The organism is Rhodoferax sp. BAB1 (assembly GCF_013334205.1).
Classification (GTDB): Bacteria; Pseudomonadota; Gammaproteobacteria; order Burkholderiales; family Burkholderiaceae_C; genus Hylemonella.
Genome location: NZ_CP054424.1, coordinates 1,835,492 through 1,861,345, shown reverse-complemented (window position 1 = coordinate 1,861,345; position 25,854 = coordinate 1,835,492). Strand labels below are relative to the sequence as shown.

Annotated in this window: 24 protein-coding genes and 1 tRNA gene; 22 read left to right on the top strand and 3 right to left on the bottom strand. The window is 61.3% G+C overall.

Features of this window, described 5'->3' with window-relative positions; all coding sequences use genetic code 11:
- Positions 1 to 74 precede the first annotated feature (74 nt).
- The 3 genes from HTY51_RS08885 to HTY51_RS08875 are packed head-to-tail and all read left to right on the top strand — an operon-like array spanning position 75 to position 2,629.
- Positions 75 to 1,241 carry a VWA domain-containing protein gene (locus tag HTY51_RS08885; protein ID WP_174252403.1) on the top strand — a complete coding sequence of 389 codons (1,167 nt, stop codon included), beginning with the start codon at positions 75 to 77 and terminating at the stop codon, positions 1,239 to 1,241.
- A gap of 27 nt (positions 1,242 to 1,268) precedes the next feature.
- The gene (locus HTY51_RS08880) at positions 1,269 to 1,943 is read left to right on the top strand and encodes an NTP transferase domain-containing protein (RefSeq protein ID WP_174252402.1); all 675 of its coding nucleotides are present in this window, start codon (positions 1,269 to 1,271) and stop codon (positions 1,941 to 1,943) included.
- On the top strand, positions 1,940 to 2,629 hold the full coding sequence (locus HTY51_RS08875; protein ID WP_174252401.1) for a TIGR02466 family protein: 690 nt from the start codon (positions 1,940 to 1,942) through the stop codon (positions 2,627 to 2,629). Before HTY51_RS08880 ends, HTY51_RS08875 begins: the two co-directional genes overlap by 4 nt.
- A 21-nt stretch (positions 2,630 to 2,650) precedes the next feature.
- On the opposite strand, the gene HTY51_RS08870 is transcribed toward HTY51_RS08875, so the two are convergent.
- Together HTY51_RS08870 and HTY51_RS08865 are read right to left on the bottom strand one after the other, a co-directional pair.
- On the bottom strand, positions 2,651 to 3,613 hold the full coding sequence (locus HTY51_RS08870; protein WP_174252400.1) for a cation diffusion facilitator family transporter: 963 nt from the start codon (positions 3,611 to 3,613) through the stop codon (positions 2,651 to 2,653).
- Positions 3,614 to 3,674: 61 nt separating this feature from the next.
- Positions 3,675 to 4,106, bottom strand: a complete 432-nt coding sequence (locus tag HTY51_RS08865) for a hypothetical protein (protein WP_174252399.1) — start codon at positions 4,104 to 4,106, stop codon at positions 3,675 to 3,677.
- 217 nt (positions 4,107 to 4,323) lie between these two features.
- Between HTY51_RS08865 and HTY51_RS08860 the strand changes: the two genes are divergently transcribed.
- Positions 4,324 to 5,541, top strand: a complete 1,218-nt coding sequence (locus HTY51_RS08860; protein ID WP_174252398.1) for an MFS transporter — start codon at positions 4,324 to 4,326, stop codon at positions 5,539 to 5,541.
- Positions 5,542 to 5,572: 31 nt separating this feature from the next.
- Positions 5,573 to 7,270, top strand: a complete 1,698-nt coding sequence (locus HTY51_RS08855) for a thiamine pyrophosphate-binding protein (protein WP_174252397.1) — start codon at positions 5,573 to 5,575, stop codon at positions 7,268 to 7,270.
- An 87-nt stretch (positions 7,271 to 7,357) separates the two neighbouring features.
- Here HTY51_RS08855 and HTY51_RS08850 read toward each other — a convergent pair whose 3' ends face one another.
- The gene (locus HTY51_RS08850; protein ID WP_174252396.1) at positions 7,358 to 7,840 is read right to left on the bottom strand and encodes an SWIB/MDM2 domain-containing protein; all 483 of its coding nucleotides are present in this window, start codon (positions 7,838 to 7,840) and stop codon (positions 7,358 to 7,360) included.
- Positions 7,841 to 8,268: 428 nt separating this feature from the next.
- Here HTY51_RS08850 and HTY51_RS08845 point away from each other — a divergent pair, with 428 nt between their 5' ends.
- From HTY51_RS08845 to HTY51_RS08765, 17 genes are all read left to right on the top strand, one after another.
- Positions 8,269 to 8,694, top strand: a complete 426-nt coding sequence (locus HTY51_RS08845) for a gamma-glutamylcyclotransferase (RefSeq protein ID WP_254607034.1) — start codon at positions 8,269 to 8,271, stop codon at positions 8,692 to 8,694.
- Between the two features lie 336 nt (positions 8,695 to 9,030).
- Positions 9,031 to 10,350, top strand: a complete 1,320-nt coding sequence (aceA, locus tag HTY51_RS08840) for an isocitrate lyase (RefSeq protein ID WP_174252395.1) — start codon at positions 9,031 to 9,033, stop codon at positions 10,348 to 10,350.
- A gap of 282 nt (positions 10,351 to 10,632) precedes the next feature.
- Complete coding sequence (locus HTY51_RS08835) at positions 10,633 to 11,733, top strand: ketopantoate reductase family protein (protein WP_174252394.1); 1,101 nt, start codon at positions 10,633 to 10,635, stop codon at positions 11,731 to 11,733.
- 269 nt (positions 11,734 to 12,002) lie between these two features.
- Positions 12,003 to 13,937, top strand: coding sequence for a threonine--tRNA ligase (gene thrS, locus HTY51_RS08830; protein WP_174252393.1), 1,935 nt, complete (start codon positions 12,003 to 12,005; stop codon positions 13,935 to 13,937).
- Positions 13,938 to 14,082: 145 nt separating this feature from the next.
- Positions 14,083 to 14,616, top strand: a complete 534-nt coding sequence (infC, locus tag HTY51_RS08825) for a translation initiation factor IF-3 (protein WP_254607033.1) — start codon at positions 14,083 to 14,085, stop codon at positions 14,614 to 14,616.
- 215 nt (positions 14,617 to 14,831) lie between these two features.
- Positions 14,832 to 15,035, top strand: coding sequence for a 50S ribosomal protein L35 (gene rpmI, locus HTY51_RS08820; RefSeq protein WP_057675808.1), 204 nt, complete (start codon positions 14,832 to 14,834; stop codon positions 15,033 to 15,035).
- A gap of 25 nt (positions 15,036 to 15,060) precedes the next feature.
- A complete protein-coding gene (rplT, locus tag HTY51_RS08815; protein ID WP_174252392.1) occupies positions 15,061 to 15,420 on the top strand; it encodes a 50S ribosomal protein L20 in 360 nt (119 codons plus the stop codon).
- Positions 15,421 to 15,583: 163 nt separating this feature from the next.
- Complete coding sequence (locus HTY51_RS08810) at positions 15,584 to 16,720, top strand: phenylalanine--tRNA ligase subunit alpha (RefSeq protein WP_174252391.1); 1,137 nt, start codon at positions 15,584 to 15,586, stop codon at positions 16,718 to 16,720.
- Between the two features lie 42 nt (positions 16,721 to 16,762).
- Complete coding sequence (gene pheT, locus HTY51_RS08805; RefSeq protein WP_174252390.1) at positions 16,763 to 19,195, top strand: phenylalanine--tRNA ligase subunit beta; 2,433 nt, start codon at positions 16,763 to 16,765, stop codon at positions 19,193 to 19,195.
- A 42-nt stretch (positions 19,196 to 19,237) separates the two neighbouring features.
- On the top strand, positions 19,238 to 19,582 hold the full coding sequence (locus tag HTY51_RS08800; RefSeq protein ID WP_174252389.1) for an integration host factor subunit alpha: 345 nt from the start codon (positions 19,238 to 19,240) through the stop codon (positions 19,580 to 19,582).
- A gap of 246 nt (positions 19,583 to 19,828) precedes the next feature.
- Positions 19,829 to 20,281, top strand: a complete 453-nt coding sequence (locus HTY51_RS08795; protein ID WP_057675817.1) for a MerR family transcriptional regulator — start codon at positions 19,829 to 19,831, stop codon at positions 20,279 to 20,281.
- 55 nt (positions 20,282 to 20,336) lie between these two features.
- Positions 20,337 to 20,413: transfer RNA gene (locus HTY51_RS08790), tRNA-Pro, on the top strand.
- A gap of 417 nt (positions 20,414 to 20,830) precedes the next feature.
- Positions 20,831 to 21,055 carry a hypothetical protein gene (locus HTY51_RS08785; protein ID WP_174252388.1) on the top strand — a complete coding sequence of 75 codons (225 nt, stop codon included), beginning with the start codon at positions 20,831 to 20,833 and terminating at the stop codon, positions 21,053 to 21,055.
- Positions 21,056 to 21,071: 16 nt separating this feature from the next.
- Entirely contained in the window at positions 21,072 to 22,085 is a 1,014-nt protein-coding gene (locus tag HTY51_RS08780) for a DNA cytosine methyltransferase (RefSeq protein WP_174252387.1), read from the top strand.
- Positions 22,082 to 23,995 carry a hypothetical protein gene (locus HTY51_RS08775; protein ID WP_174252386.1) on the top strand — a complete coding sequence of 638 codons (1,914 nt, stop codon included), beginning with the start codon at positions 22,082 to 22,084 and terminating at the stop codon, positions 23,993 to 23,995. The genes HTY51_RS08780 and HTY51_RS08775 overlap by 4 nt, the downstream gene beginning before the upstream one ends.
- Positions 23,985 to 24,815, top strand: coding sequence for a hypothetical protein (locus HTY51_RS08770; protein ID WP_174252385.1), 831 nt, complete (start codon positions 23,985 to 23,987; stop codon positions 24,813 to 24,815). The genes HTY51_RS08775 and HTY51_RS08770 overlap by 11 nt, the downstream gene beginning before the upstream one ends.
- On the top strand, positions 24,816 to 25,541 hold the full coding sequence (locus tag HTY51_RS08765; protein WP_174252384.1) for a DUF6339 family protein: 726 nt from the start codon (positions 24,816 to 24,818) through the stop codon (positions 25,539 to 25,541).
- The last annotated feature ends 313 nt before the right edge of the window (positions 25,542 to 25,854 follow it).

The window sequence follows — 25,854 nt, the reverse complement described above, 5'->3', positions numbered from 1 at the left end:
AAGCCGGTTCCACGGCGTTCCCCGGTTTGGATTGCTCACGCCAACGGCATTGGTGTCACGCAGTGGTAGCCCTCATGCAAGCGATTGACCCACGCCAGCAACTGGGCGAATTTGCCCATTACCTGCGCGAGCACGGCTTCATCCTGGGCTATGCCGAGGTCGAGTTGATGATGCGTGCCGCCGCCGCCCTGCCGCTGGCGCAGTGGCCGCGCATCGAGTCGCTGTGGCGCGGCATCGCCTGTGGCAGCCGCAAGCAATGGCTCAAGTACCCCGAGCTTCACCAGGCCTTCTGGTTTCCGCACAAGGTCAAGGGCACGACGCGCAGCTCCGGCCTGACACGCAAGGGGCGAACCTTGCCCGAACTGGTGCAACAGATGCACAGCGAACTGGGGCAAACGCCGCCGGATAGCAAACAGGCTGCCAAGCCCACGCTGGGCCTGGCCGACCAGGCTGGCAGCGGCGAACTCGAAGAGGCTTCGGGGCCGCCGCGCGCACAGGGCGGTGCCAGCCGCACCGCGCCGCTGGAGCAGCGCGATTTCTCCGAATGGCAGCCCGGTGACATGGACCGCTTCGAACCCCTGGTCGAGGCGCTCAAACGCCGGCTGCGCACGCAACTGCTGCGCCGCCTGCAACACCATCAAAGCAGCGGGCAGATCCACCTGCGCCGTTCGCTGCGCCAGGCGCTGGCGACCGGTGGTGAGCTGGTGCAGCTGCACCATGTGCGGCGTCAGCGCCGCCAGCCCCGCGTGGTGGTTCTGGTGGACGTGAGCCGCTCCATGGAAGTGCATGCGCAGTTCTTCCTGCGCCTGAGCCGTGCTTTCGTCGAGGTCATGGACGCTCGCGCCTTCATCTTCCATACCAAGCTGGCCGAGGTCACCCCGCTGATGAAACGGCGCAGCGACCGTGTGCAGGAAAAGATCAACGCCGTGACCTTCGGTTTCGGTGGCGGCACGCGCATCGCCAGCAGTCTGCACGAGGCGCTGCACACGCACCTGGGTCGCGGCCTGCACCGGGGCGACCTGTTTCTGGTGTTCAGCGACGGCTACGACACAGACGAACCCGAGGCCTTGGCTGCGGTGCTGGCGCAGGTGCGCGCGCGCGGCGCTCGCGTGGGCTGGCTGCATCCCACGGTGGAGGTGCCGGCGTCGGCCGCCATGGTCCTGGCGGCCCCGCATGTGAATCGCTTCCTGCCGGCGCACAATCTGGCCAGTCTGGCAAGATTGCCGGAACTGCTGAATTGAACATCTGAAGAGACAAGGAAGACAAACATGGGATGCCTGCTCAAACAAGGTGGCGGACTCTATGCCCGCCTGCGTATCGGTGCCGTGCTCCTGGCCGCCGGTGAAGGCCGGCGCATGGGCGGTGTGGCCAAACCGCTGATCCGCTTGCAGGGCGTGCCGCTGATCAAGCGCCAGTTGATTGCCCTGAGTGGCGCCGGGGTGGATGAAGTGGTGGTGGTCACTGGCTTTGAACGAGATGCCGTCGAGGCGCAGGTGCAGGATTTTCCTGTGACCCTGGCGCACAACGCCAATTACGAACAGGGTCAGCAGGGTTCGGTGCGCACCGGGCTGAGTGCCCTGCGTGGCAATTTCGATGCGGTGTTCGTGCTCCTGGTTGACCAGCCCCTCATCAGCGCAGACGATCTGACCGAGCTGATCGCCGCGTTCAAGAAGAAGCCGGCCGGCCATGTGGTGGTGCCGGTGGTGAACGGCCAGCGCGGCAACCCAGTCCTGATGGATGCCGAAGTGCTGGCCAAGGTGCTGGCCAGCGAGGCCAATCTGGGTTGCCGTCAGTTGCTCGACAAGCAACCCGAGCTGGTGCATGTGCATGAGACCAGCAACACCCGTTTCGTCACCGATCTGGACACGCTCGAAGATGTGGCCAAGCTCACACAGCGCACCGGCTGGAAGCTGGAGCTCCCGACGCGCGAGCCCTCCGCGTGAGCGCAGACGGCGCTTTGCAGCGGCACTGGCCGGTACCGTTGGCGGTGCACTGTTTCGAGCGCGCTGCAGAGATCAATCCCCTGCTGGTGCGTGTCTTTTCGGCCATCCGGGCCACGGATCCAGGCGCAGCGAGAGGGAATTTCTATGCCAGCCCGGATGATCTTCTGCGCCGCATCGAGCTGCCTGAGTTCCATGAACTGCTGCGTTTCATCGCAGGAGCCATTCAGACCACTGCGCAGCAGGCCAATGCCGGTCTGTGGCCGCCGGGGCGCCATGACCTGCAACTGGAGTTGATGGGTGTCTGGTTCCAGATCCAGAACGGTGCCACTTTTCATGATGTGCACACGCACGGCAATTGCTCGTGGTCAGGGGTGTACTACGTGCAGATCGACCCGGTTGCGCAGAGGGAGAAGCACCCGGACTTCGGTGCACTCAATGGCGCCACGCGCTTTTACAGCCCCATGTTCCCGTTGCTGGGCGGCGCGCACATCGACATGGGCAACGCCTATCTGCAGCAGGCCACGCTGGACGTGACGCCGCAAGAGGGCGAGCTGGTGCTGTTCCCCTCCTTCCTGCCGCACAAGGCCATGCCCTACGTGGGCGAGCGCGACCGCATCATCGTGTCCTTCAACGCGCAGATCCGCGCCCCCGGGGGTGACCAGCTGTTCCGCTACGCCGGCACCTGATTTGCTATCGAATCGATAGCGTCAACCTGAATGCTGGTGATCGACCGGCTGCAGTTCATGGCAGGGCTGCAGCATCGGCTCGGTCACGGTCTGCAGCGTCGTATGGGTGATGCCGAAACGCTGCTGCAGGCCGTCGCTCACCTCGCGCAAGAAATCATCCCCCGGGTGGCCCTGCGGCATCACCAGGTGCGCCGTCAGCGCCACCCGCGTGGTGCTCATGGCCCAGACATGCAGGTCGTCCACGCGCGCCACGCCCGGTCGTGCGGCCAGCCAGGCCTGCACGGCCGGCAGGTCCACATGTTCGGGCACGCCGTCGAACAGCAGGTGCAGGGACTGGCGCAGCAGGCTCCAGGTGCCGGCCACGATGACGGCGGCGATCCCCAGGCTCATGACCGGGTCCAGCCAGGCCCAGCCCTGCCAGAGGTAGAGCGCGCCGCCGATGACCACACCCAGCGAGACCAGGGCGTCGGCCGCCATGTGCAGGAAGGCGCCGCGCACGTTCAGGTCGTGCTCGCCGCCGCGCAGGAAGAGCAGGGCGGTGGCGGTGTTGACCACGATGCCGATGGCCGCCACCGTGATGATGGTCCAGCCCTGGGTGGGCTCGGGCGAGCCCAGGCGCTGGAAGGCCTCCCAGCCCAGCGAGCCCATGGCCACCAGCAGGAGCACGGCGTTGGTGAAGGCCGCCAGGATGGACGCACGTTGCCAGCCATAGGTGTGGCGTGCGTCGGGGCGCAGGCGTGCGGCCAGGGCAGCCATCCAGGCCAGCAGCAGGCCGGCCACGTCGCTCAGGTTGTGGGCGGCGTCGGCCAGCAGGGCCAGGGAGTTGATCTGCCAGCCGTACCAGGCTTCCACCGCGACGAAACCGGTGTTGAGCGCGATGCCGATGGCAAAGGCGCGGTTGAAATTGGCCGGTGCGGGGTGGTGGTGACCACTGTGACTCTGCGTGTGGCCGTGTGCGTGATCGTGGTGATGTTCGTGCGCCATCACCGCAGTATGCCCGCGCCGGGACATCCGGGACGCGGTCAGGGCTGTTGGGCTTGCGGCCTTAGAAAGTGCTCAGCGGCTGGCGCGAGCTGTGCGGTGCTTCGTGGCCCATCGCCTGCAACAGCAGGGTGGGCAGGCTCGGCCACTGGACGGGGCGTTGCAGGTGCGTTGCGCCGGTCAGGGCTTGCGGGCCGTCGACCTGGACCAGGGTCTTGCCGGTCGGCAGGCCGCCGCGGCTGACCCATTTCATGACCTTGGCATCCGCGCCGTCGAAGAGGATGACGTCGGCGGTCTCCGGGTCGGCGCCGCCGATCAGCTGCAGGCGCAGTGAGCGGCGCTGTGACAGGGCCACGATGCCCTGGATCAGTTCGCGTTCGGCTGGCGAGAAGCCGAAGACCAGCAGGCGTACCGTGCTCTGCAGCGGCGCCGGCCGGGAGGAGGCGGGCTGCAGGGGCGCCGGGACACTATCTTCGCCGATGGGCAGGATGATCATTTTTTTCCCTGATTTGTGAGCTGACTGTTTGGACTTCTGTGAGTCGATGGTTGCATTCTGTAACGATCTGCGTTTTTGGCGAGGGACTAGTTCACGAATCCAGCCCGTCCCTGCGGCGGTGGCGGCCACGACGGGCCCGGATGTGCAATAGTTCACGCTGCGCCACCTGCGGTGGCTTGCCAGGCAGCGTGCAGGGGGCCTGCATTACCATGGCGTCATGAACACTGCCACCCTTGCTTCCGGCGCGGCCGGGGTCCCCCTGCGCCAGGACGCCGCCATCATCGGCCTCGTCGGTCTGGCCCATGCCAGTTCGCATTTTTCGCACCTGCTGCTGCCCCTGCTGTTCCCGGTTTTCATGCGCGAGTTCGGCCTGAGTTACTCCGAACTGGGCCTGCTGATGTCGGTCTTTTTCGTCGTCTCCGGTCTGGGCCAGGCCGGTGCCGGCTTCGTGGTGGACCGCTTCGGGGCGCGCCGTGTGCTGTTCGCCGCCGAGGCGCTGTTCATCACGGCCTGCCTCATGGCCTCGATGGTCCAGGGCTACACCGGCTTGCTGGCCGTGGCCGTGCTGGCCGGCCTGGGCAATGCGCCTTTCCACCCGGTGGACTTCACCATCCTGAACCAGCGCGTTTCGGCGCCGCGCCTGGGCCATGCCTTCAGCGCGCACGGTCTGACGGGCAACCTGGGCTGGGCCGTGGCGCCCGTGTTCCTGGTGGGTATCGGCAGCGTGGCGGGCTGGCGCAGTGCCTACGTGGCCGCCGCCCTGCTGTACGCAGCCATCCTCGTCCTGCTGGTATGGCAGCGCGACAAGCTGCGCACCGAGGTCATGGTGCGCCAGCCCCAGCACGCGGGGGATGGTGACCTGGCCTTTCTCAAGCTGCCGGTGGTCTGGTGGTGCTTCGGGTTTTTCATGCTCTCGACCATGACACTGGCCCTGGTGCAGAACTACGCCGTGTCCCTGCTGCAGGCCTTGCATGGTGTCAGCATGGAGGCGGCCACGCTGACGCTGACGGCCTACATGCTGTGCGCGGCAACGGGCATCTTCGTCGGCGGTTTCGTGGCAGCCCGCCAGGCGGCCCACAGTGACCGCGTGGTGGCCTGGTGCATGGGGGGCGGGGCCCTGCTCATTGCGCTGTGCGGCAGCGGCTGGCTGGGCGCCACGGGCACCATGGTCGTGCTCGCTGCCACGGGGTTTGCGATCGGCATCGGCAACCCCTCGCGCGACATGATGGTCAAGAAAGCCACGCCCAAGGGCGCCACCGGCCGCGTCTACGGCACCGTGTACTCGGGCTTCGACGTCGGCTTTGCCGTGGCGCCGCTGATGTTCGGCGCCCTGATGGACCGCGGCCATTTCAGCACGACCTTTTTCGTCGCGGCTGCGATCCTGCTGCTGAGCGTGTTCACTGCGGTCGGGGTGGGGCGTCTCGTGCGGCACTGAACAGCTGCGCGGCGCCGGGCAAAATGGCGGCATGAAACCCCAAATTGCCGGCCATCTCCTCGTTGAATGCCTCGTGGCCCAGGGCGTCACTCACGCCTTCGGCGTGCCGGGCGAAAGCTTCCTGGCCGTGCTCGACGGCTTCCACGCCTGGCGCGAGCAGATCCGGTTCGTCATCAACCGGCAGGAGGGCGGGGCCGCCTTCATGGCCGAGGCGCACGGCAAGCTCACGGGCCGCCCGGGCGTGTGTTTCGTCACCCGCGGACCTGGTGCCACCAATGCCTCCATCGGCGTGCACACGGCCTTCCAGGATTCCACGCCCATGGTGCTCTTCGTTGGCGACGTGGCCAGCGACATGCGCGACCGCGAGGCCTTCCAGGAGGTCAACTACGAATCCTTCTTCGGCCCCAGCACCAAGGGCTTCGCCAAGCGGGTCGAGCGCATCGACGACGCGCGCCGCATCCCCGAGTACATCGCCCGCGCCTTCGCCACCGCCATGAACGGCCGCCCCGGCCCCGTGGTGCTGGTGCTGCCCGAGGACATGCTGGTGCAGATGGTGGAGGCGGTGCCCCTGCCGCGCGTGGAGGCCGTGCAGGCCTGGAGCGATCCCGGTTCCCTGCGCAGTCTGCGCGAGATGCTGCTGCAGGCGCAGCGCCCTCTGGTCGTGGCCGGCGGCGGCGGCTGGACGCCGCAGGCCGCGCAGGCCCTGCAGCGTTTTGCCGAGAACTGGAAGCTGCCCGTGAGCAATGCCTTCCGTTTCCAGGACACCTTCGACAACCGGCACCCGCAGTACGCGGGCGACATGGGCATCGCGCCCAACCCCAGGCTGGCCCAGCGCATCCGCGAGAGCGACCTCATCCTCGCCATCGGCCCGCGCCTGGGCGAGATGACCACGGGCGGCTACACCCTGCTGGAGGCACCGAAACCGAAGCAGAAGCTGGTGCACATCCACAGCAGCGCGGAAGAGCTTAATCGCGTCTACCAGGCCGATCTGGCCATCCACGCCACCATGAACGCCGCTGCGCGCTCGCTGGAGGTGCTCACGGCCCCGCCCAGCCTGCCCTGGGAGGCCTGGACCCAGGCCGCCAACGCCGATTACCTGGCCAATCTGCAGCCGCAGTCCCTGCCCGGTGACATCGACATGCCGGCCATCGTCGCCATGGTGCAAAAGCATCTGCCGGCCGACACGGTGGTTACCAATGGCGCCGGCAACTTCGCCAGCTGGGTGCACCGCTACTGGCGCTACCGCGGTCTGGCCCATGGGGGCAAGACCCAGCTGGCGCCGACCAGCGGCGCCATGGGCTATGGCGTGCCGGCCGGCATCGCGGCGGCCATCACCACCGGCCGCATGGCCTTCACGATTGCCGGTGACGGGGATTTCCTCATGAACGGGCAGGAGCTGGCCACGGCCGTGCAGCACGGCGCCAAGACCCTCATCGTGCTGCTCAACAACGGCATGTACGGCACCATCCGCATGCACCAGGAGCGCGAGTACCCGCAGCACGTTTGCGGCTCGCAGCTGCAGAACCCGGACTTCGTGGCCCTGGCGCGCGCCTACGGCTACGCCGGCGTGCGCATCACGCGCACCGCCGAATTCGAGGCGGAACTGAAAGCCGCCGTGGCCCGGCCCGAAGGCACCCTGATCGAGGTCATGCTCGACCCCGAGGTCATCACCACGCGTGGCACCCTGGGCGCCATCACGCAGGCGGCGCTGGATCGTCAGAAGAAGTGAGGGTGGGGCAGGCCGCGGCGAGCGCCGCAGCCAGGCATAAAAAAAGCCGGCTTCGCAGCCGGCTTTTTCGTAAGCGGGGTGAACCGATTACTTGAGGTGCTTGCCGATCAGGGCAGCCATCTCGAACATCGAGACTTGTGCCTTGCCGAAGATGGCCTTCAGCTTGTCGTCAGCGTTGATGTTGCGCTTGTTGACGCTGTCCTGCAGCTTGTTCTTCTTGATGTAAGCCCACAGCTTGCTCACGACTTCCGTACGCGGCAGGCCAGCGGAACCCACCACTGCGGCCAGGGCCGGGCTCGGGGTCAGCGGCTTCATGAAAGCTGCGTTGGGAGTGCGCTTCTTGGCCGGAGCCTTTTTCTTCGCAGCGGCTTTCTTCGCGGGAGCCTTCTTGGCAGCGGCTTTCTTCGCCGGAGCCTTCTTCGCAGCCGGCTTCTTGGCCGGAGCCTTCTTCGCAGCGGCTTTCTTCGCCGGAGCCTTCTTCGCTACCGCCTTTTTAGCGGGAGCCTTCTTCGCAGCGGCCTTTTTGGCCGGAGCTTTCTTGGCCGGAGCCTTCTTTTTCGCAGTTGCCATGATTGAATTTCCTCTTCTAGAAGTTGATTAATCACCAGAGGGAACTGCTTCCTCTCTGGTATTGCGGATGCTATAGGAGAAAAAACGCATCTCCAAGCGAAAAGTGCGTTTCCTCCCTCGGAGATGTTGTTTTTTTCATCGCGATTTTCAGGCGGCGCCCCTCTGAAAATCGCTTTTCTCTCCTCTGGGAGCGCTGTTCGGGGGCGCAGATCACGCTCTGCCGCGAGAGGGAAAACGCCATGCACACGCCTCTGCGCACCCCTGTTTTCCCTCTGGGAGTGGCACTTTTCCGCTGCTGATCCTCGGGGCAGCACAGGGCGGACGGCGGCGGTAACCTGCCCGTGCTACCTGCGCTGTTCCGGCCGCCCGTACCGTGCACACCCCCTGCGGTCCGCTACCCTCTCGTCTGAAGAGGCTCGCCGAGCCGCTTGAACACCCTCAGGAGCCGCCCCGGGGCGCTGCCCATGACCACCCAGCCCGACCGCCATGTTTTCGTCTACGGCACGCTGCGCCGCGGCGAGGCCAATGACATCAATCGCCTGCAACCTGCGCCGCTCTACCTGGGACCGGCCCGCATCAGCGGTGCGCTCTACGACCTGGGGCCTTATCCCGGCCTGGTCCTGGGTGGCGCGGACCAGGTGCAGGGTGAGGTCTACGCGATCGCCCCTGAACTGGAACGGCAGCTCGATGTGATCGAGGAGGTTGCGCCCGTGCCCAGCGGCGAGTACGTGCGCCGCCACGTCGAGCTCGAATTCGACGGCCGGCTGCTGCGCTGCCTGGTCTACGAAATCGCTGCGCAGCGTGTGCAGGGCAGGGCACGCATCCGCACCGGCGATTGGTTGCGGCGTCGCTGACGCTGCGTTCGCACAGCGCTTGCCAATGTTTTGTGCTGCGGCCGCACGATGTGGCCTGTGCCTGTGGCATGGCATTTCAAAACCGACCCGTCTCGTTTCATGATTTGAAATGCGCGGCTGACGCATCGCAGCAAATTTTCTCAATACGAGATATTGAATTCCACATTGCGAATCAATGTGTCTAAGTGATTGATTTTTAATGAAATAAAAAATGTCTTGTATAAGACACAAGATGATCTTTAAGTCTTCTATAAGACTTAAAGTAGACCCATCGAACCAGGCCGCACCGCAGCCCCGGGATCGAAAGGTTTCATTCACCGCTCTAGGAGTTACACCATGCCGCAAACCCTGACCGAACAGCTCAGCCGTGAGCAACAAATCGCCGCCCTGGAAAAAGACTGGGCCACCAACCCGCGCTGGAAGGGCATCGAGCGCGGCTACAGCGCGGCCGACGTGGTGCGCCTGCGTGGCTCCTTCCCCATCGAGCACACCATCGCCCGCCGCACCTCCGAGAAGCTGTGGGACATGCTGCACAGCGAGCCCTACGTCAACTGCCTGGGTGCGCTCACCGGTGGCCAGGCCATGCAGCAGGTCAAGGCCGGCGTGAAGGCCATCTACCTGTCGGGCTGGCAGGTCGCCGCCGACAACAACACCTACTCGTCCATGTACCCGGACCAGTCCCTCTACCCGGTGGACTCGGTGCCCAAGGTCGTGGAGACCATCAACAACACCTTCCGCCGCGCTGACGAGATCCAGCACTCCAAGGGCATCGACGCCGGCCACAAGGACTACATCGACTACTTCGCGCCCATCGTGGCCGACGCTGAAGCCGGTTTCGGCGGCGTGCTCAACGCCTTCGAGCTGATGAAGGCCATGATCAAGGCCGGCGCCGGTGGCGTGCATTGGGAAGACCAGCTGGCTTCCGTCAAGAAGTGCGGCCACATGGGCGGCAAGGTGCTGCTGCCCACCCGCGAGTCCTGCCAGAAGCTGATCGCCGCGCGCATGGCCGCCGACGTCATGGGCGTGCCCACCCTGGTGATCGCCCGTACCGACGCCGAGGCTGCCGACCTGCTGACCTCCGACTACGACGAGATCGACAAGCCCTTCCTGACCGGTGAGCGCACCGCCGAAGGCTTCTACAAGACCCGCAAGGGCCTGGACCAGGCCGTCGCCCGCGCCAATGCCTATGCCCGCTACGCCGACCTGGTGTGGTGCGAGACCGGCACGCCCGACTTGGACTTCGCCAAGAAGTTCGCCGACGCCGTGCACAAGGCGCACCCGGGCAAGATGCTGGCCTACAACTGCTCGCCGTCCTTCAACTGGAAGAAGAACCTGGACGACGCCACCATCGCCAAGTTCCAGCGCGAACTCGGCGCCATGGGCTACAAGTACCAGTTCATCACGCTCGCCGGCATCCACTCCATGTGGTACAACATGTTCGACCTCTCGCAGGACTACGTGAAGCGCGGCATGACCGCCTACGTCGAGCGCGTGCAGGAACCCGAATTCGCCGCCCGCGACCGTGGTTACACCTTCGTGTCCCACCAGCAGGAAGTCGGCACCGGCTACTTCGACGACGTCACCACCGTCATCCAGGGCGGCAAGTCCAGCGTCACCGCGCTGACCGGCTCCACCGAAGAAGAGCAGTTCCACTAAGCATCTGACACCCAGCCAGCCACGGGGCTGACGCGCCTGCGTTCTTCGCAGGTCCGTCGGCCCCGTGCAATTTCCGGGACGATTTTGATTACTTTCGGAAATGTAGTCATTCAATAAAATTAATAAAAAGTTTTATTCGGTGACAGCATAAGAAATGAATTTACCTTATTAGTGGCTGTTTATATATTTGCGCCATACCTAGCCGGTTGCCTGGTTCTCCTCTCGGGCAGCCCCTGCTGAAACGATTTCTAAAACTACGGACCCGCAAGGGCATCAATCATCATGAGCAAGAAATACAACATCCTGATCCTCGGGGCTTCTTATGGCTCCTTGCTCGCCAGCAAGCTGCTCATGGCGGGCCACTCGGTCAGCCTGGTGTGCCGCCGCGACACCGCCAACCTGATCAACAGCGAAGGCACCCGCGTGCGCATGCCGGTCAAGGGCCGTGAAGGCCTGGTCGAGATCGATTCGCGCCAGCTGCCGGGCAAGCTCACCGCCGTCATCCCCACCGACGTGAAGCCCGAGCAGTACGACCTGGTCTGCCTGGCCATGCAGGAGCCGCAGTACAGCGCCAGCGGCGTGCGTGAACTGATGAAGGCCATTGCCCTGGCCAAGGTGCCCTGCATGTCCATCATGAACATGCCCCCGCTGCCCTACCTGGCCCGCATCCCCGGCCTGGACGCCAGCGCCCTGCGTGCCTGCTTCCATGACGCCAGCGTCTGGGAGCACTTCGAGCCCGGCCTCATGACCCTGTGCAGCCCCGACCCGCAAGCCTTCCGCCCGCCGGAAGAGCAGCCCAATGTGCTGCAGGTCGGCCTGCCCACCAACTTCAAGGTGGCCGCCTTCGACAACCCCGCGCACACCGCCATGCTCGAGCAGATGGAGGCCGACATCATTGCCGCCCGCCTGACCGTGAACGGCGAAGCCCTCGACCTGCCGGTCAAGCTCAAGGTGCATGACTCCATCTTCGTGCCGCTGGCCAAGTGGGCCATGCTGCTCACCGGCAACTACCGCTGCGTGCAGGCCGACGGCATGCGCGCCATCAAGGACGCCGTGCACGGCAACCTGGAGCAGTCGCGCCAGGTGTATGAGTGGGTGGTGGACCTGTGCGTGCAGCTGGGGGCTTCGCGCGACGACATGGTGCCTTTCGAGAAATACGCCGCCGCCGGCCAGGGACTGCTCAAGCCGTCCTCGGGTGCCCGCGCCCTGGCGGCCGGCGCCACCGACATCGAACGCATCGACCTGCTGGTCAAGCTGGTGGCCGAGCAGCAGGGCCTGAGCAACGACTCCGTCAACGAGACCGTCAAGGTGGTCAACGGCTGGCTGGACCGCAACCGCAAGGCGGCCGCAGCAAAAAAAGCGGCTGAGGCCGTCGCTGCCTGAGCGGCGCGCCTCCCGACTGTCGCAACAACGCCAAGGGCCAGCCCCTTGGCGTTTTTGTTGGTGGCCCTCGGGTTAGAATGGCCGCCTTGGACGCTGTGTCCGTTCACAAGAGCGAGAAAGGCACCCCGGTTATGACACCGCGAACTACCACCGCCAGCGAGAAACGCCTCAGGGGTTGCTAGTCCGCGCGCCCCCGGGCGCAGGTGCTACACATTCAAGACAAGGCGCGGTTTCTACCGCGCCTTTTTCATTTTCTGCGAGTGAGAGATATGGTTCAGATCACGCTACCCGACGGTTCCAAACGCGATTTCCCCGGCCCGGTCACCGTGGCCGAAGTGGCCGCCTCCATCGGCGCCGGCCTGGCCAAGGCCGCACTGGGCGGCAAGGTGGGCGGCAAGCTGGTCGACACCAGCTACCAGATCACCACTGACAGCCCCCTGTCCATCGTCACCGCCAAGGACGCCGACGGCCTGGAGATGATCCGCCACTCCACCGCCCACCTGCTGGCCTATGCCGTCAAGGAACTGTTTCCCGACGCGCAGGTCACCATCGGCCCGGTCATCGAGCACGGCTTCTATTACGACTTCTCCTACAAGCGCCCCTTCACCCCCGAAGACCTGGCCGCCATCGAGAAGAAGATGGCCGAACTGGCCGCCAAGGACGAACCCGTGCAACGCCGTGTGCTGCCGCGCGACGAGGCCGTGGCCCACTTCAAGGGCATCGGCGAGCACTACAAGGCCGAGATCATCGCCAGCATCCCGGCCAATGAAGACGTCAGCCTGTATCGCGAAGGCAAGTTCGAAGACCTGTGCCGCGGCCCCCACGTGCCCAGCACCGGCAAGCTCAAGCACTTCAAGCTCATGAAGGTGGCCGGCGCCTACTGGCGCGGCGACCACCGCAACGAGATGCTGCAACGCGTCTACGGCACGGCCTGGGCCAGCAAGGAAGAGCTGCAGCAGTACCTCACCATGCTGGAAGAGGCCGAGAAGCGCGACCACCGCAAGCTCGGCCGCGAGCTCGACCTGTTCCACCTCGACGAACATTCCCCCGGCACCGTCTTCTGGCACCCCAAGGGCTGGACCGTCTGGCAGGAGGTGGAGCAGTACATGCGCCACGTCTACCGCGACAACGGCTACCAGGAGGTCAAGGGCCCGCAGATCCTGGACAAGGCCCTGTGGGAGAAGACCGGCCACTGGGACAAGTACCGCGACAACATGTTCACCACCGAGAGTGAAAAGCGCGACTACGCCCTCAAGCCCATGAACTGCCCGGGCCACATCCTGATCTTCAAGCAGGGCATCAAGAGCTACCGCGAACTGCCCCTGCGCTTCGGCGAGTTCGGCCAGTGCCACCGCAACGAGCCCACCGGCGGCCTGCACGGCATCATGCGCGTGCGTGGTTTCACGCAGGACGACGGCCACATCTTCTGTACCGAAGACCAGATCCTGGCCGAGTGCGTCAACTTCACGGCCCTGCTGCAGAAGGTCTACAAGGACTTCGGCTTCACCGACATCATCTACAAGGTCGCCACCCGCCCGGCCCAGCGCATCGGCTCCGACGCACTGTGGGACAAGGCCGAAGCCGCCCTGATGGCAAGCCTGAAGGCCGCCAACTGCGAATTCGAGATCTCCCCGGGTGACGGTGCCTTCTACGGCCCCAAGATCGAATACACCCTGAAGGACGCCATTGGCCGCCACTGGCAGTGCGGCACCATCCAGGTCGATTTCTCCATGCCCGAGCGCCTGGACGCCGAGTACGTGGGCGAGGACGGCAACCGCCACCGCCCCGTCATGCTGCACCGGGCCATCCTGGGCAGCCTGGAGCGTTTCATCGGGATTTTGATCGAGGAACATGCCGGCGCGCTGCCCACCTGGCTGGCCCCGGTGCAGGTCTCGGTGCTCAATATCACCGACGCCCAGGCCGATTACTGCCTGGAAATTGCCCAAAAACTGAAGAAATCGTTGCCAAATCAAGAACTTAGGGTCCAGACCGACCTGCGCAACGAGAAAATTACGTATAAAATACGCGAGCATTCGATGCAGAAGCTGCCTTACATCCTTGTCGCAGGCGACAAGGAAAAGGCAGCCGGCGCCGTCGCAGTGCGTGCCCGGGGTAACAAAGACCTCGGTGTGATGTCCCTCGAAGCCTTTGTGCAAATCATCGCGGCAGACATCGCTCACAAGTCAGTCGAGCAGGCTCCCTGAGAGTCATCCGGCAGGTTTTTGGCGCGTTACAAGGCGGCTTCAGCCACCCATGGGTGGCAAAGTTTTAAGGAATTGAACCATCGCTACTGAATTTCGTGATCGCCGCCAGCGCGAAGAACGCAAGCACCGCTTGAACCGTGAAATCATGGCCCCTGAAGTCCGCATCTCCGGTCCGGAGAATGAGCCGATGGGGGTGGTGAGTCTGGCAGAGGCCCTGCGATTGGCAGGCGAGATGGATGTGGACCTCATTGAAACCGTGGCCACCGCAAATCCTCCCGTCTGCCGCCTGATGGACTACGGCAAGTTCAAGTTCCAGGAGCAGAAGAAGGCCGCCGAGGCGAAATCGAAGCAGAAGGTCATCGAGGTCAAGGAAATCAAGTTCCGGCCCGGTACCGACGATGGTGACTACAACATCAAGTTGCGCAACATCAAGCGCTTCTTGGAAGAGGGTGACAAGTGCAAGATTACCTTGCGCTTCCGTGGTCGAGAGATCACGCACCAGGAGCTCGGCATGGCCATGCTGGACCGCATGCGTGCCGATCTCGGGGATCTGATCGTAGTCGAGCAGTACCCCAAGCTGGAAGGCCGGCAGATGATCATGATGATCGCGCCGGGCAAGAAAAAGGCCGGTGGCGCTGCGGCGCCCAAGGCCGCCGCTGAAACAGCGGCACAGGGTTAAGTTTTTTCCTGCAGGTTGCAGAACCGGCAGGAAATGCCGGGAAGGTGTAAGCCTTCCCGAAACGCCGCGGGGTGAAACCCGCAGCGGTGGCGGTGGGGTAACCCGCTGCCCAGGTGGTGGGTGTCAAAACTCACTACCTAACAAGTGGCTCGGGGCCTACAAGTCTGGAAAAGGTTTTCAGACGCCTCGCGAGCACAAGTAATAGGAGCATGAATATGCCCAAAATGAAGACCAAGAGCGCGGCGAAGAAACGCTTCCGCGTCCGTCCCGGTGGTACCGTCAAGCGCGGCCAAGCCTTCAAGCGTCACATCCTGACCAAGAAGACCACCAAGAACAAACGCCACCTGCGGGGTTCCACCGCTGTGCATGCGACCAATATGGGTCACATGGCACAGATGCTGCCCGGCCAGGGCATTTAATTAACGACGTACAAGGAGTAATCAAATGCCTCGCGTCAAACGTGGTGTAACGGCCCGCGCCCGTCACAAAAAAGTTCTCGCCCTTGCCAAGGGCTTCCGCGGTCGCCGCGGTAATGTCTTCCGCATCGCCAAAGAAGCGGTGATGAAGGCTGGGCAATATGCCTACCGTGACCGCCGTACCAAGAAGCGTGTCTTCCGTCAGCTGTGGATTGCCCGTATCAACGCGGCAGCCCGTCAGTGCGGCATGACCTACAGCCAGTTCGCCAACGGCCTGAAGAAGGCCCAGATCGAAATCGACCGCAAGGTGCTGGCTGACATCGCTGTGCACGACATGACGGCTTTCGCCGGCATCGTGGAGAAGGTCAAGGCCAAGCTGGCTGCTTGATCTTCACGCCAGAAGGGTGGCTGCAAGGCCGCCTTTCATGCACAAGAAACAAGGGCTGGAGCTTGAACAAAGCTTTGGCCCTTTTTCATTGCGCAGGGCGATCCGGAGAGCGCAGCCCGTGCTGCGCTGCCCCGATCACTTTGTACCCAACGGACAAGAACACATGAACGAGTTGGACGCCATCGTCGCCAGCGCACAGAGCGCCTTTGCCCAGGCCGCCACCCCGGCCGACCTGGAAAACGCCAAGGCGCGTTTCCTGGGCAAGACCGGCAGCATCACCGAGCTGATGAAGGGCATGGCCGCCCTCAGCGTGGAAGAGAAAAAGAGCCGCGGCGCCGCCATCAACGTGGCCAAGCAGGCCGTCGAAGCCGCGCTCAATGCCCGCCGCCAGGCCCTGGCCGACGCCGAGCTGCAGCAGCAATTGCAGGCCGAGGCGCTGGACGTCACGCTGCCCGGGCGCGCGCGCGGCACCGGCGGCCTGCATCCCGTGAGCCTGACGATGGAACGCCTGGAGGCCATCTTCGGCTCCATGGGTTTCGAAGTGGCCCAGGGCCCCGAGATCGAGGCCGACTGGTACAACTTCACCGCGCTCAACACGCCCGAAGACCATCCCGCGCGCTCCATGCACGACACCTTTTACGTCGAAGGCGGCAGCGCCAAGGCACCCAACCTGCTGCGCACGCACACCAGCCCGGTGCAGGTGCGCCACGCCCTGCAGCACGTCAAGGCATACAAGGCCAAGATGGAGAAGGGCGTGAGCCCCGCCGGGCCGTCCCAAGGGGCGAGGGCCCCCTCGGGGGGCAGCGACCCACGCGCAGTGGGGGAGCGTGGGGGCCTCGATGGCATGCCCGAGATCCGTGTCATCGCCCCCGGCCGCACCTACCGCGTGGACAGCGACGCCACCCACTCGCCCATGTTCCACCAGTGCGAAGGCCTGTGGATCGGCGAGAACGTGAGCTTCAAGGACCTCAAGTACCTCTTCACCGAGTTCTGCCGCACCTTCTTCGAGCGCGACGACCTGGTGCTGCGATTCCGCCCCAGCTTCTTCCCCTTCACCGAGCCCAGCGCCGAGATCGACATCCAGTTCCAGAGCGGTCCGCTGGCCGGCCGCTGGCTGGAAGTGGCCGGCTCCGGCCAGGTGCACCCGAACGTGGTGCGCAACATGGGCCTGGACCCCGAGAAACACATCGGCTTCGCCTTCGGCATGGGGCTGGACCGCTTCACCATGCTGCGCTACGGCGTCAACGACCTGCGCCTGTTCTTCGACGGCGACATCCGCTTCCTCTCGCAGTTCCGCTAATCGTCCGTTGCTCGCCCGCTGACCCAACAAGAAGACTAGACCATGCAATTCCCCGAGTCCTGGCTGCGCGAATTCTGCAACCCGCCGCTCTCCACCCAGCAACTGGCCGACACGCTCACCATGGCCGGCCTGGAGGTGGAAGAGCTGCGCCCCGTGGCCCCGCCTTTCACAAAAATCGTCGTCGGCGAAATCAAAGAGGCTGTGCAACACCCCAACGCCGACCGCCTGCGCGTGTGCCAGGTGGACGTGGGGCAGGGCAGTCTGCTGAATATCGTCTGCGGTGCGCCTAATGCGCGCGTGGGCATCCGCGTGCCCTGTGCCCTGGTGGGCGCCGAGCTGCCGCCCGGTGAAGACGGCAAACCCTTCCTCATCAAGCTGGGCAAGCTGCGCGGCGTGGAAAGCCAGGGCATGCTGTGCTCGGCCCGCGAGCTAAAGCTGTCTGAAGACCACGGCGGCCTGCTGGAACTGGCCGCGGATGCGCCCATCGGTCAGGACATCCGCCAGGTGCTGAAGCTGGACGACACGCTCTTTACCCTGAAGCTCACGCCGAATCTCGCGCACTGCCTGTCCGTCTACGGCGTGGCGCGTGAAGTGGCCGCGCTGACCGGCGCGCCGCTGAAGGCCCCGAGCTTCCCGCCCGTGGCCGTGAAAAGCCAGGACAAGCAGCCTGTGAAGATCAGCGCGCCCGACCTGTGCGGCCGTTTCTCCGGCCGTGTCGTGCTCAACGTCAACACGAAAGCCGCCACCCCGCAGTGGATGGTGGACCGCCTGGCCCGCTGCGGCCAGCGCAGCGTGACCGCGCTGGTGGACATCTCCAATTACGTGATGTTCGAGTTCGGCCGCCCGAGCCACATCTTCGACCTGGACAAGATCCACGGCACGCTGGACGTGCGCTGGGGCAAGCCCGGTGAACAGCTCAAGCTGCTCAACGGCAACACCGTCACCGTCGATGCCGAAGTCGGCGTCATCGCCGACGACCAGCAGGTCGAATCCCTGGCCGGCATCATGGGCGGCGACGCCACCGCCGTGTCCGACGACACGAAACACGTCTACGTCGAGGCTGCCTTCTGGTGGCCCAAGGCCATTGCCGGCCGTTCGCGTCGCTACAACTTTGCCACCGATGCCGGCCACCGCTTCGAGCGCGGTGTGGACCCGGTGCTGACCGTGGAGCACATCGAGCGCATCACCCAGCTCATTGTGGACATCTGCGGCACACCCGCCACCGCCTGTGGCCCCATCGACGACCATCAGGTCAAGATGCCGGTGGCCCAGCCCGTCACCCTGCGTGTGGCGCGTGCCGCCAAGATCATCGGCATGCCGCTCACGCAGGCGCAGTGCGCCGACGCGCTCAAGCGCCTGGGTCTGCCTCTGACCGAAGGGCAGGGCACCATCACGGTCACCCCGCCGCTCTACCGCTTCGACCTGCAGATCGAGGAAGACCTTATCGAAGAGGTGGCGCGCCTGGTGGGTTACGACCACCTGCCGCACACCCCGCCGCTGGCGCCCGTGGTGCCCAAGACGCGCCTGGAATCGCAGCGCAGCGCCTTTGCCGTGCGCCGCCAGCTGGCCGCCCTGGGTTACCAGGAAACCATCAACTACAGCTTCGTGGACGAGCGCTGGGAGCACGAGCTGGCCGGCAACCCGACCCCCATCAAGCTCATGAACCCCATCGCCAGCCAGATGGGCGTGATGCGCTCCACGCTGCTGGGCTCGCTGTTGCAGGTGCTCAAGTTCAACCTGGACCGCAAGACCGAACGCGTGCGCGTGTTCGAGCTGGGCCGCGTCTTCCTGCGTGATGCCAGCGTGCCCGACAGCGACACCAGCGTGGCCGGTTTTGCCCAGCCCATGCGCGTGGCCGGCCTGGCCGTGGGCGGGGTGGACACCATGCAGTGGGCGACCAAGGAACGCGCCGTGGATTTCTATGACGCCAAGGGCGACGTCGAAGCCCTGCTGGCCCCGCGCAAACCCGTCTTCGAAGCTGCCGAGCACCCGGCCATGCACCCCGGCCGCTGCGCCCGCGTGCTGCTGGACGGCAAGGCCATCGGCTACGTGGGCGAGCTGCACCCGCGCTGGCGCCAGGGCTACGAGCTGGCCCAGACGCCCGTGATGTTCGAGCTGGAGTTGGATGCCGTGCTGGCCCGCGAGGTGCCGGCCCTGAAGGCCATGAGCAAGTTCCAGGCAGTGGAGCGCGACCTGGCCGTCATCGTGGCCGAGAGCGTGAGCCACGCCGCGCTGATGGGTGCCATAGTGTCTGCACCTACTGCGGGCCTGCTGCGCCATGCGATACTGTTCGACGTCTACCGCGCCAAGCCGGGGGCAGCCTCGGCCGGCCTGGCCGAAGGCGAGAAGAGCCTGGCGGTGCGCCTGACGCTCAACAGCGACGAAGCCACGCTGACCGAAGAGCAGATCGAGTCCAGCGTGCAGGCCGTGCTGGCCACGCTGCAGCAGCAGGTGGGCGCGCGTCTGCGGGCCTGAGCGGGAACGAGCAAGAACAACACGAGACGAGACGGGATCACCATGGAAATCACGGTCGAAAGTCTGGAAACCCCCGCGCTGACCAAGGCGCAGCTGGCCGAACTGCTGTTTGAGCAGATCGGGCTGAACAAGCGCGAGTCCAAGGACATGATCGACGCCTTCTTCGACCTGATCGCCGACAGCCTGGTCAACGGCAACGACGTCAAGATCTCGGGCTTCGGCAACTTCCAGATCCGCACCAAGGCCCCGCGCCCCGGCCGCAACCCGCGCACCGGCGAGGCCATCCCCATCGAAGCGCGCCGTGTGGTCACCTTCCACGCCAGCCACAAGCTCAAGGAACAGATCCAGGAGCAGGGCAACGGCCAGCCGACCCGCGCCGCCGCCTGATCCCTGTTTTTTCCGTTCGGGCTGAGCCTGTCGAAGCCTGTCCAGAGCAGATCAGGCACCATACCGCCCCCGGTTTAAAGCGGCCCTGAACCGCTGCCCTTGCCCTGTTGCGGTGCACAAACCGCAGCTTTCCTGCACGCCGAAACCCCGAAAAGCGCTGTTTTTCGAAAAAACAGGCGCCAGGCTTTGCATCTGTCCACCACTTAGAGTAACCTTGCAGCTTTCTCTCGTATCACATTGATTTCAATGGAGAAAGCGCTCCCTCCCATCCCCGCCAAACGCTACTTCACCATCGGTGAGGTCGGCGACCTGTGTGGCGTCAAGCCTCACGTGCTACGGTATTGGGAGCAGGAGTTCACCCAGCTGCGTCCCATGAAGCGGCGCGGCAACCGGCGTTATTACCAGCACCACGAGGTGCTGATGATCCGCCGCATCCGTGACCTGCTCTACGACCAGGGTTTCACCATCAGCGGCGCGCGCAACAAGATGCAGGAGCTGCTGCACGCCGAGCGCGACAAGAAGCGCGCCGGCGAGGTCATGCTCGACGGCGTGGAAGTGCTGGAGATGAACGAACCGGCCGACCTGGACGACTTCAGCGAGAGCCAGCTGGTGGACGACGACGAGCTGCACGCCGACAAGCTGCACCTGGTCAAACGCGAACTCACCGAAATCCGCGACCTGCTCGCCGGCAGCTTCTGATCTGCGGGACCCCTGGGGAAGGGGCCAATTCCTCGGCTATAATTCAAGGCTCGATCGGTGTGTGGCGCAGCCTGGTAGCGCACTTGCATGGGGTGCAAGGGGTCGAAGGTTCGAATCCTTTCACACCGACCAATTCACAGGGGCTAGTAGCTTTGCGGCTACTAGCCCTTTCGTCTTTCTAGGCCCCATTTGCAAAGACGCTGTACGCGCTACTCAGGCGATGGCTGTGTCCCAGCGTCTTTGGTTCAAGGGCGACAGCTGAGGTCAACTAGTCAACATTGACTCGCCGATACGAAAGTGCCATCGACACAAAATAAATGCATCCTCGGATGCAAGTACAACGCTGTCTTCGTTGGTCGCTGACTTCGATCTTCGGAGAAATAATTTATACGTTGCTGATTCGTGGTGAGCTCGATTAAGATTGCTACAAAACAAAAATCTATAGCTACAAATAAAAAATGTAGTGATTTAGGTGATGTGGAGCTTCGTAAATGTAGTTGATCCCTTGCCTGCTATGGTGGCTAGATTGGCCAAGCCTAGGAGAGACTTGTGAATAGAGACAAGACAGCCAAGTTCGTGGAATTAGCTAATCGACGCGTCAATCGAGCGATCAAGGATATCCGCTTGATCGCGAATCTGGCGAATCGACAGAACTATGAGTACACGGATGAGCAGGCCAAAAAGATTGTGAAAGTTATGCAACAGGAAGTGGATGGGCTGAAGCAAAGCTTCCTAACGCACGATCAAGATCGACAGCAGGCATTCAAGCTATAGACCGGTATTCGAATCAATGACACAGCAACTAAAGGCGGGGGCCCTATTCGCAGGAATTGGGGGCTTCTGTCTCGGCTTCGAGAGCGTAGGCATTAAAACTGCATGGGCGATAGAAAATGACTCCGCCGCCGTAGCAACATATCAGCGGAATCTGCACGATGTACGCATGATTTCATCCGACGGGGCGCCTGCGGATATTCGCCAGGTTAGCGTAGTCGGTAGCGGCCTCGAGCCTGTCGATATCTTGCACGCAGGATTTCCATGCCAGAGCTTCTCTGCTGCAGGAGAGCGGCGCGGATTTGACGACCCAAGAGGACAGCTCTTTTATGAGATTATTCGTTTGCTAAAAGAGTTTGGCGATAACCGGCCATCAGTTCTTGTTCTAGAGAACTCACCTCATATCCGGGTAGGTGAGGGCGGGTCTTGGTTTGTTGAGCTTGCGCGTGAAATAAAGAAGGCTGGCTACTGGTTCAGAGAGGCCAATTGCTTCGAAATGGATCCATACGCCCTGACAGCCTTGCCACAAAAGAGAAATCGGCTATTCATGGTCGCATTCTCAACCAAAGCATTCAAAAATGGAAATATTGATCTCATGCTGTCTAGGTCAACCGAGCCGAAAAGGCTTGAAGACTATATTGATTTCGAGGGCAAGGTCGAGGATGCGAGCTATTACCTAGACGAGGAAAACCGTTATCACAAAATGATTTCGAACAAGCTGGAAGATCCTTATTGCATCTATCAGCTTAGAAAATTCTTGGTTCGTGTCAAAGAGCCTGGCGTGTGCCCAACATTGACGGCAAATATGGGTTTGGGTGGGCACAATGTGCCCTTCATTTTTGATAAAAAGGGGTTACGAAAGCTAACCGAGAGGGAGTGTTTGAACCTCCAAGGTTACCCGCAACTGTTCCAGTTTCCGGATGAGGTCCCTCGCGCCAAGCGATATATGCAAGTTGGAAATTCTGTCGTTCCGCTTATATCAAGGTTGCTCGCAAACGCGGTTAAAGAAAAAATCGAAAAGGAGAGGATATGACGACAAAGAAACTTGGATGGAGTCATCCGATAGATGAGTCCGATCAATGGGATGGATTCAACGAACCTGGAATTGAACATTTCGCAGGTAACCCAGTGCGCCATTTGGCTCGTGAAGTTAATCAGAACTCATTGGATTCGGCTGACGATGGGACTGTTCGAGTTGAGATGAAGCTTTCATATGCAGAAGTGAAAAGCATTCCGGATTTCGAACAGCTTAAGAAGACTATCAAACTGTGCAAGGACGCTGCGTCTAAAGAAAGCTCGAAAGCACAGCAGTTCTTCCAGGGTGCGCACGAAGAACTAGCCAAGTCAAAAATTTATGTGCTTGAAATCTCAGATTTCAATACCCGAGGAATGCGTGGTCCTTGTGAAAATGGAACACCGTATTACGCCTTCATGAAGGCCAAAGGACAGAGCAAAAAAGAAAGTGCAACAGCTACCGGTTCATTCGGCATTGGAAAATTTGCACCTTATTCTGTTTCTAAGCTGAGAACTGTATTCGTCTCAACTGTGTATGAGGAGACGTCGGGGGCTTACCGTCAGCTAACGCAGGGTAAGTCTATTCTTATGTCTCATGACGATGGAAAAAAACGTCGTCAAGGAACAGGTTTTTGGGGGAACACAGAAAAGTGCCAGCCAGTTGAAGGTGTGAGTAAAGAGATGCCTGCTTGGCTGCAGCGCGCACGAACTGAGGCCGCGCTAAAGAAGAGCAAAGGGACACAGCTATCCATTTTGGGCTTCGATAACGTCGCTGGATGGAGGGAAAATCTGGCTACTTCAGTTGCTGAGAATTTCTTCGGAGCGATCCATGAAGGAAAGCTAGAGGTCAACATTGACGGGCGGTACTCGTTAGACAAGACGACTATTAGTGCTTTCCTGAGGAACAAGACGATTCGGGAGGCTGTCGAAAAGCACAAAAATGAGCCTGAGCAGTTTGACAACTGTGGCTATTACCTTGAGGCGCTCCAGGACAATCCCGAAGTGATCGTTGAGGAAAGCGAAGTTCTCCATCTTGGCCTATGTCAGATACGCATTCTGTTGCGAGAAGGCCTGCCGAAGAAGGTCTGTATGTTGCGCAACGGAATGTTCATTTCAGATTCATTGGCGCTTCCAGGGTTGAAAAATTTCTCGGACTTCAAGGAATTCATTGCAGTTGTCGAGTGCAAGAATAAAAAGGGAATTGAATTGTTGCGGTCTATGGAGCCGCCACGTCATGACGATTTCGAGCCAGAGAGATTGGCGACAAAGGACGAGCAAAACAAAGGTGGCATGGCGCTGAACAAGCTCGCAGCATGGATTCGAAATATGCTGAAACGCCATGCGAAAAATCCCGTTACGGAGACAACATCGCTTGATGAGTTAAAGGAGTACTTCGCTGACGAGGAGGGCGAAGGTGGAGGCAAGGGCACAGCAGAAGTAGATCCGTCTGGCAAGATCATTATTCGGGCAAAACGAATTGTTCCAAAAAAAGAGGCCATCCAAGGAGAAGAGGCCGAGTCAGCGATTGGTAACGATGGTGAAGAGGCTGAAGGCGGCGGGGGTAATGATGGGGGTGGAGGAGGAGATGGTTCTGGCGGCAAAGGCGCTGGGGCCGGTGGCGTTGGTGGTGCGGATGATGCTCGCAAGCCATCTCCGATCGCGGCATTCGACAATGTGCGTGCGATTGTGAAGTCGCCAACAACGAGACGGATTTTCTTGACTCCCATGGCGAGGGGCAAGATATCCGTGGCATTGCTTGAAGTTGGCGCGGATAGCGACTATCACATTGCAGTAAAGACCTCCAGTCTGGGAGAGGTCGCGGATGGAAAGATAACAATTGACGTCAAGCCGAAGGAGCGAATTGACTTTGAGGTCACGCTCTCCGAAGCGTTCAATGGAGCTATCAAGGTGCTTGCTCATGAAGTTTGATCGAAATAAGGCCTTCCCCTATCCGGTGCTTCGTCCACATTGCAATGATTACATCGATGTCGAGTTTCAGACGACAGTCGAATTTGTGATCGAAAAAGAGAGTGTCACTGTCGAAGTGTCTTTTGCCACGTCCTCAGATGAGCTGATCAATGAGGTTGTCGCCGGCCGCGCGAAGTACGTGGCGATTGTTTCGTGTCGCGATACGTATTTAAGAGCTGTCATTTCCTCTGCTGAACCCCATGTCTCTCAAGAGTTGGGGGCAGGAGTTTTGAGGGGGGAGGTCAAGGTTGATACCTATATCGTTGCGACTGTTGCAATTAGCGGATTCAAGTCCTCCGATATCAACCCGGAATTTGGCAAGACGGAATTTGATTTTTCCCCGGGCGATGTTCTCGCCCAAGATGAGCCGCAGTCTTTCTTCATAGATCGAGATCTATTCAAACCGGTCACTTCAATTTTTGATCTCGTTAAGAACGACGCACTCAGTGGGGGAGAGTGGCGCGTCGGGTTTGAGGAGAATCACATACAGATCGAAGTTAGCGGCCAGATGAAAGATGCCGTTGATAGTGCCCGAAACAGCAAGAACAACCAAGTTATTCTTTTGAATTCGATTTACGCAGCCGCTGTAACCCAGGCTTTGCAGAAGTTGAAAGAGAGCTCGTCAGATTACGAGGACAAGAGATGGTCAGCTGTTCTGCGTGGGCAACTCCATAACGCCGGGTGGGATCTGAATGCAACCGAGCCATATATCTTGGCCCAGCGTTTAATGAAATACCCTATGACACTGCTTCAAACGTACGTTTTTAAAGGGGAGCAGTAAATGCAGAAGATGCGCTTGCTTCGAGCAAAGACTGTAGATTTTCTGACAAAAGAAATTGAATCGAACCTTGGGCGTTACCGTTCTGGCGACTTCGATTTTTTAACGAATGATCCAGCCAACTACTTTGAAATCGATACAAATTTTGAACCGGATGCTCTTAAGGATGTTTATTGCGTCGATGGTGACCTAAGAGAGGTTGATTGTTGTGAGGCAATTTATACGGTGCTTGGGCATGTGCCTCCATACGTGGCGCGTGATCCTCGACTTTGGGTTTACATGTCTCACGTGCATCTTCTTCACTATACAAGGTCGCGCTGGCCGATACCTGAAGACGATGTGGAGGCACTGGTGCACGTTAAGAAGCACTTCTTTGCTGAAGGAACGCGTGGGATCGAGCGCGACAATGCTGCATCTCGTCTCTGGTGGATGGCTGCTTTGTGTGACCGCGTCGAAGAGCTCGATTTGAAGAGTGCCCTGACAGCCTTTTTGCATCAATCTGACGTTCGGGCCAACATCATCGAGCGCCCAACAACGTCGCAAACTGTCCCAGTGTTCTCAGCCGTAATCCAGAAGTTACATGAATCTTATTTGGGGGATAAGTCACTCTTTGAGCGCGACAGATTCAGGGCTGTCATGAAGAGCCTCAACCTTAAGGGGGGGACCAAGCTTCTTGAGGTTATGGAGGCGAGTGACGTTAAGTCTATTGTTGATTCTTGTGCTAAGTAGCTGTGCTACGGATCCGCTGATAGGCGCCTATCCCCGATCTTTAAGAATACACAGTGAAAGCGCTGGTACAGCGCGTATCGGTTTTTGAGTCCAGTCTTACTTGCACGGGGCCATGGCGATGTTGGCCACGCGCCTCAGCAAGCGCTTAGGCTCGTCCGCAACCACCAGTAGCATGGCGAAAAAGCCTTAGGCCTGCGCATTGGTGGTCGGGGTCAGCTCGAATGCGTCCGAGAATCCAGTTTTATCAACGATCGCAATCGCCTTGGCAGTTTGGTGTTGACGAGCGGATTAATAATAAGTATGCTTATTATTG